Annotated in this window: 2 protein-coding genes; both read left to right on the forward strand. The window is 76.9% G+C overall.

What is annotated here, in order from left to right; genetic code table 11:
- A partial coding sequence (locus tag ABZ573_RS32360; protein ID WP_358122895.1) for an SDR family NAD(P)-dependent oxidoreductase occupies positions 1 to 4083 on the forward strand: 4083 nt, incomplete at its 5' end.
- Between the two features lie 61 nt (positions 4084 to 4144).
- The coding region (locus ABZ573_RS32365) for a type I polyketide synthase (RefSeq protein WP_358122897.1) at positions 4145 to 7804 on the forward strand (3660 nt) is incomplete at its 3' end.

Below are 7804 nucleotides of genomic sequence, written 5' to 3' on the forward strand. Positions count from 1 at the left end.
CGGGTGGCGGTCGCCGCCGGGCACACCACGTTCGTCGAGATCTCCCCGCACCCGGTGCTGACGATGCCGGTCACGGCCATTCTCGATGACGCCGGTGCGAGCGGGCACACGCTGGGCAGCCTGCGTCGCGGTGACGACGACGCGACGCGGCTGCTGACGAACCTCGCCACCGCCCACACGATCGGCCTGCCCGTCGACCTGACGGCCGTGCTGGCCCGCACCGACGCCGTCGCGCTGCCCACGTACGCCTTCGCGCACGGACGCTTCTGGCTGGACGCCCCCGCGCACCGGGTACGCGACGTCGGCTCCGCCGGCCTCCAGGACACCGACCACCCGCTGCTCAGCGCGGCCGTACCCGTCGCCGACGACCAGACGGTGGTGCTGACCGGGCGGCTGTCGGTGCGTACCCACCCGTGGCTCGCCGACCACGCCGTCGGCGGGGCGGTCATCGTCCCCGGCACCGGCGTGGTCGACATGGTGGTCCGGGCCGGCGACGAGGTCGACGCCGGCCAGGTGGGCGACCTGACGCTGATCAACCCGCTGGTGCTCCCGCCGGCCGGCGCGGTGCAGGTGCAGGTACGCGTGGGCCCGCCCGGCGACGCCGGCGAGCGGAGCGTCACCGTGCACTCCCGCCCCGAGGAGGACGCCGACGCCGAGTGGACCCGGCACGCCGAGGGCCTGCTGCTGCCGCACCTGCCCGCCCCGACGGCCGTAGCGGGGCAGTGGCCGCCGGCCGACGCCGTCGAGGTCGACGCCGACCTGGACGCCTGGTACGCGCAGATGGCCGAGGGCGGCCTCGGCTACGGCCCCGCCTTCCGTGGCCTGCGCCGGGTGTGGCGCGGCGACGGCGAGGTCTACGCCGAGGTGGCCCTGCCCGAGGAGGCGACCGCCGACGCGTCCCGCTTCGGCCTGCACCCGGCCCTGTTCGACGCGGCGCTCCAGGCCAGCGGGATCACCGCCCTGCTCGGCGACGCGGCGGACACCTCCGGGGCGGGCTGGATGCCGTTCGCCTTCCGCTCGGTCGCCCTGCACGCCCACGGCGCCACCCGGCTGCGGGCGCGGCTGCGGTCGCTCGGCCCGGACACCGTCGCGGTCACCCTCGCCGACACCGCCGGCCAGCCGGTCGCCACCGTCGAGTCGCTGACGTTCCGCCCGGTCGCCGCGGGCCGGGCCGACGAGGCCGCCGCCCTGCGCCGCACCTCGGTGTTCCACCTGGACTGGACGCCGCTGACGGGCACCGACGCGGCGGCCGGGGAGGCCCGCTGGGCGCTGCTCGGCGACGACACCCTCGGCCTCGCCGACGCGCTGGCCGCCGCCGGGCACCCGGTGCGGGCCCACGCCGACCTGGCAACGCTGGTCGCGGCGGTCGAGGAGTCCGGGGACGTACCCGATGTGGTGCTGGATCTGCGCTCCGGCGCGGAGACGGACCCGCAGCGGGCCGGCGCGGCCGCGCACGACGCGGCCCGCGACGCGCTCGCGCTGGTGCAGCAGTGGTTGGGCGAGCCCCGGCTGGAGCGGTCCCGGCTGGTGCTGCACACCCGGGGCGCGGTCGGCGCGGCCCCGGGCGAGGCCCCCCGCGACCTGGCCCGGGCGAGCCTGTGGGGGTTGGTGCGTTCGGCGCAGTCCGAGCACCCCGGCCGGTTCACGCTGCTCGACACCGACGACGCCGCCGCCTCCCGGGCGGCCGTCCCGGCGGCCGTCGCCTCCGGCGAGCCGCAGCTCGCGCTGCGCGACGGCGTGCCGCTGGTGCCCCGACTGGCCCGGGCCCGCGACGCCGGGGTGCTGCCGCTGCCCGCCGACGAGGTGCCGTGGCGCCTCGACGTCACCGAGAAGGGCACGCTGGAGAACCTGGCCCTGCTGCCCGGCCCCGAGGTTTCCGGGGAACTGCCGGCGGGCCACGTCCTGGTGGGGATGCGCGCCTCCGGGCTGAACTTCCGCGACGTGGTGCTGGCCCTCGGCATGGTCCCCGACCAGGAGGTGCTGGGCAACGAGGGCGCCGGCGTGGTGCTCGGCGTCGGGCCGGGGGTCACCGACCTCGCCCCCGGCGACCGGGTGATGGGCATCTTCTCCGGCTCGTTCTCCTCGGCGGCGGTCACCGACCGCCGGCTGCTCACCCGCATCCCCGACGGCTGGTCCTACACCGACGCCGCCGCCGTGCCCGTGGTCTTCCTGACCGCCTGGTACGGCCTGGTGGAGCTGGCCCGGCTGCGCGCCGGGGAGTCCGTGCTCGTCCACGCGGCGGCCGGCGGCGTCGGCATGGCCGCCGTGCAGATCGCCCGCCACCTCGGCGCGGAGGTCTACGGCACGGCCAGCCCCGGCAAGTGGCCGGCGCTGCGCGCCACCGGCTTCGACGACGCGCACCTCGCCTCCTCCCGCAGCCTCGACTTCGCCGGGGAGTTCCGCGACCGCACCGGCGGGCGGGGCGTCGACGTGGTGCTCAACGCCCTCAGCGGCGAGTACGTCGACGCGTCACTGCGGCTGCTCGCCGACGGCGGCCGGTTCGTCGAGATGGGCAAGACCGACAAGCGGGACCCGCAGCGGGTCGCCGCCGACCATCCGGGGGTCAGCTACCAGGTCTTCGACCTCATCGAGGCCGGCCCGGCGAAGATCGGCGCGATGCTGGCCGAGCTGATGGCGCTCTTCGCCGCCGGTGCGCTGCGGCCCCTGCCCCGGCGCACCTGGGACGTCCGGCGTGCCCCCGAGGCGTTCCGCTTCCTCAGCCAGGCCCGGCACGTCGGCAAGCTCGCCCTGAGCGTCCCGCAGGCGCCCCGGCTCGACGGCACGGTCCTGGTCTCCGGGGCCACCGGCACCCTCGGGACGCTGCTCTGCCGGCACCTGGTCACCGCGCACGACGCCCGGCAACTGCTCCTGGTCAGCCGGCGCGGCCCGGACGCCGAGGGCGCCGACGAGCTGCTCGCCGACCTCAAGGCGCTCGGCGCGGACGTGTCGATCGTCGCCGCCGACCTGGCCGACCCGGACGCCGTGGCGGACGTGCTCTCCATGGTGGACCGGCGGCACCCGCTGCGCGCCGTCGTGCACGCCGCCGGCGTCCTCGACGACGCCACCGTCGAGTCGCTCACCCCGGACCGCCTCGACGCGGTGCTGCGGCCCAAGGTCGACGTGGCCTGGAACCTGCACCGGGCGACCCTCGGCCACGAGCTGAGCGCGTTCGTGCTCTTCTCCGCCGCCGCCGGCGTGTTCGGCGGCCCCGGCCAGGGCAACTACGCCGCCGGCAACGCGTTCCTCGACGCCCTCGCCGAGCACCGGCGGGCCCTCGGCTTGCCGGCGGTCGCGCTGGCCTGGGGCCGCTGGGCGCAGGCCAGCGGCATGACCGGGCACCTCGACTCGGCCGACATCCGCCGGCTCGACCGGGGCGGCATGGCGGCGCTGTCCAACGAGGAGGGCCTCGCCCTGTTCGACGCGGCCTGGCGCTCCGAGCGGGCGACGCTGATGCCCGCGAAGATCATCACTGGGGTGGCCGCGCCCGGTGCGCCCGTGCACCCGCTGCTGGCGAACCTGATCCGCGCCGCCGGCCGCCGGGCCGCGGCCGGCGAGGCCGCCGACGGGCAGGCGTACGCCGAGACGCTGCGCGCCCTGCCCGCCGACAAGCGGGTACGCGCCCTGCGCGACCTGGTGCTGGCGCACGTGGCGGTCGTCCTCGGCCACGGCGACCCGGCCGGCATCGAGCCGACCCGGGCGTTCCGGGAACTCGGCTTCGACTCGCTCACCGCCGTCGAGCTGCGCAACCGGCTCGGCGCGGCCACCGGGCTGCGGCTGCCGGCGACGCTGGTCTTCGACAACCCGACGCCCGAGGCGCTCGCCACCCACCTGGCCGGTCAGTTCGCCCCGGCGACCCCGGCGGGCGAGGCGTCGACGGCCGGCCGGGAACTGGACCGGCTGGAGGCGGCGCTCGTCGGGCTCGACCCGACCGACGACGAGTTCCGCAAGATCACCGACCGGCTGCACGGCCTGCTGGGCCGGCTGACCGAGCGGCAGGCGGACGCGGACGGCGACGACGACCTGGAGTCGGCCACCGCCGAGAACATCTTCGACCTGATCGACCGCGAGCTGGAGACGTCGTGACCACCAGCCGCAACGACATCAGCCGCAACGACATCGGCATGCCGAGTGAGGTAGGTCCACGGTGAGCAACGAGGACGAGAAGTACGTCGAGTACCTGAAGCGTACGACCTCGGAGCTGCGGCGTACCCGGCGGCGGCTGCGCGAGCTGGAGACCCGGGACTCCGAGCCCATCGCCATCGTCGCGATGAGCTGCCGCTACCCGGGCGGGGTCGACAGTCCCGAGGCGCTGTGGCAGCTCGTGCACGACGGCGGCGACGGGATCGGGCCGTTCCCCGCGGACCGGGGCTGGGACCTGGAGAACCTCTTCCACCCCGACCCCGACCACCCGGGCACCAGCTACGTGCGCGAGGGCGGCTTCGTCTACGCCGCCGCCGACTTCGACGCCGACCTGTTCGGCATCTCGCCCCGCGAGGCAGTCGCCATGGACCCGCAGCAGCGGCTGCTGCTGGAGACCTCCTGGGAGGCGTTCGAGCGGGCCGGGCTGCCGCTGCCGGCCGTACGGGGCAGCCGTACCGGCGTCTTCGTCGGGGCGTCCTCGCACGGCTACGACGGCATGATGGCGCAGGCCGAGAACGGCGAGGGGCACCTGCTCACCGGCAACGCCACAAGCGTCATCTCCGGCCGCGTCGCGTACACCCTCGGGCTGGAGGGCCCGGCGGTCACCGTCGACACCGCCTGCTCGTCCTCGCTGGTCGCCGTCCACCTGGCCGCCCAGGCACTGCGCAACGGCGACTGCGAGCTGGCCCTGGCCGGCGGCGTGACGGTGATGCCCACCCCGGCGGTCTTCGTCGGCTTCAGCCGGCAGCGCGGCCTCGCCGCCGACGGCCGGTGCAAGGCGTTCGCCGCCGGCGCGGATGGCACCTCGTGGTCCGAGGGCATCGGCATGCTGCTGCTCACCCGGCTCTCCGACGCGCAGCGGCACGGCTACCCGGTGCTGGCCGTGGTGCGGGGCAGCGCCGTCAACCAGGACGGCGCGTCCAACGGTCTCAGCGCCCCGCACGGCCCGTCCCAGGTCCGCGTGATCCGCCAGGCCCTCGCCAACGCCCGGCTCACGCCCGAGCAGGTCGACGTGGTCGAGGCGCACGGCACCGGCACCCGGCTCGGCGACCCGATCGAGGCGCAGGCCCTGCTCAGCACGTACGGGCAGGACCGGGACGAGGCCGCGCCGCTGCTGCTCGGGTCGGTCAAGTCGAACATCGGGCACACCCAGGCCGCCGCCGGTGTCGCCGGCGTGATCAAGATGGTGATGGCGATGCGGCACGGCGTGGTGCCGCCGACCCTGCACGTCGACGAGCCGTCCCCGCACATCGACTGGACCGCCGGGGCGGTCACCCTCGCCACCGCCGCCACGCCCTGGCCGGCCGTGGACCGGCCGCGCCGGGCCGCCGTGTCGTCGTTCGGCGTCTCCGGCACCAACGCGCACACCATCATCGAGCAGGCCCCGGCTCCCGCCGAGACCGAGACCGAAACCGAGCCGAGGGTCCCGGCGGCCCGCACCGTGGCCCCCGTGCTGCTCTCTGCCCGCTCCGACGCCGCGCTCGCCGCGCAGGCCGGCCGCTGGGCCACCCGCTTCGCCGCCGACGACACCCTGCGCCCGCTCGACGTGGCCTTCTCGTCGGTCACCTCCCGCTCCACCCTGGACCGGCGCGCCGTGCTGTCGGCGACCGACCGCGACGACCTCCTGGCCGGGCTGCGCGCCCTCGCCGCCGGGGAACCGGCCGGCACCGTCGTGCTCGGCGCCGGGTCGCCGCGCGGCCAGCTCGCGGTGCTCTTCTCCGGCCAGGGCGCGCAGCGCGCCGGCATGGGCCGGGAGCTGTACGCCGAGTTCCCCGTCTTCGCCGCCGCCCTCGACGAGGTGTGCGGGTACCTGGACCGGGCCCTGCCGCGCCCGCTGCGCGAGGTGCTCTTCGCCGCCGAGGGCTCGGCCGACGCCGAGCTGCTGGACCGGACCGTGTTCACGCAGGCCGGCCTGTTCGCCGTCGAGGTGGCGCTGTTCCGCCTCGTCGAGTCGTTCGGCATCGCCCCCGACCTGGTCGCCGGCCACTCGATCGGCGAGGTCACGGCCGCGCACGTGGCCGGGGTGCTGTCGCTGGAGCACGCCTGTGCGCTGGTGGCGGCGCGGGGCCGGCTGATGCAGGCGCTGCCCTCGGGCGGCGGGATGCTGGCCGTCGCGGCGACCGAGGCCGAGGTGCTGGCCACCCTGGACGGTCTGGCCGACGTGGGGATCGCCGCGGTCAACGGGCCGTCGTCGGTCGTGGTCTCCGGTGCCGTCGACGCGCTCGACGAGGTGGAGCGCGGCTGGCGGGAGCGGGGCGTACGCACGCGCCGGCTCACGGTCAGCCACGCGTTCCACAGCCCGCTGATGGAGCCGATGCTCGCCAGGTTCCGCGCGGTGCTCGACAAGCTCACCTTCGCCGCGCCGGCGCTGCCGGTGGTGTCGAACGTGACCGGGGCGCTCGCCGACGCCGACGAGATCCGCACCGCCGACTACTGGGTGCGCCACGTGCGGGAGGCCGTCCGCTTCGCCGACGGAATCGCCGCGCTGCGTGCCGCCGGGGCGGACACGTTCCTGGAGGTCGGGCCGCGCAGCGTACTGACCGCGATGGTCGGCGACGCCCTGCCGGACGGGGACGGCGTGCTCGCCGTGCCGGCGCAGCGCGGGGACCGGCCCGAGGCCCACGGGCTGCTGGCCGGGCTGGCCGAGCTGCACGTGCGCGGGGTGGCCGTGGACTGGCAGCCGTGGTTCGCCGACACCGGCGCGCGGCGGGTGGACCTGCCCACGTACGCGTTCCAGCACCAGCGCTACTGGCCCGAGATCGGCGGCACCGCCGGAGCGACCGCGCCGACCGACACGGCCGAGGGGGACTTCTGGGCGGCCGTGGAGCGCGGCGACCTGACCGGGGTCGCCGCCCACCTGGCCGTGCAGGACGACCCCGCGGCGGTCGAGGCCCTCGCCCCGGCCGTACCGGTGCTCTCGTCGTGGCGACGGGCCCGGCAGCGCGACGCCGTGGTGGACGGCTGGACGTACCGGGTCGAGTGGGAGCCTGTCCGCCCCGCCGCCGCGCCGGCGCTGACCGGCCGCTGGCTGGTCGTCACCGCCGACGCCGACGACGCCGGGGTGGCCGGCACGCTGACCGGCGCCGGCGCCCACGTCGACACCCTCACCGTCGCCCTCGGCGCCGACCGCGCCGAGCTGACCGGGCTGCTGCGCGGCCACGGCGACCAGGGCTGGGCCGGGGTGCTCTGCGTGCTGCCCGCGACCGACCGGGCGCTGCCGGATGCCCCGGCCGTCTCCGTCGGCGCCGCGCTGCTGCTCACCCTCACCCAGGCGCTCGCCGACGCCGGCCTGCCCGGCCGGCTCTGGTGCCTCACCCGGGGCGCCGTCCGCGTCGGCGGCGAGACCGTCGCCGACCCGTGGCCCGCCCTGGCCTGGGGCCTGGGCCGGGTCGTCGCCCTCGAACAGCCGGACCGCTGGGGCGGCCTGGTCGACCTGCCCGCCCGCGTCGACCGGACCGCCGCCGACGCGCTGCTCGCCGTCCTCGCCGACGCCGGGCACGACCAGGTGGCGATCCGCCCGCAGGGCATCCTCGGCCGGCGGCTGGTGCCGGCCGCGCCTCCCGCCGGGTCGGGTTGGCGGCCCGCCGGGACGGTGCTGGTGACCGGTGGTACGGGTGCCCTGGGTCGGCACGTGGCGCGCTGGTTGCTGGCCAACGGGGCCGGT

It is taken from the genome of Micromonospora sp. NPDC007220 (genome assembly GCF_040634035.1).
Taxonomy (GTDB): domain Bacteria; phylum Actinomycetota; class Actinomycetes; order Mycobacteriales; family Micromonosporaceae; genus Micromonospora; species Micromonospora reichwaldensis.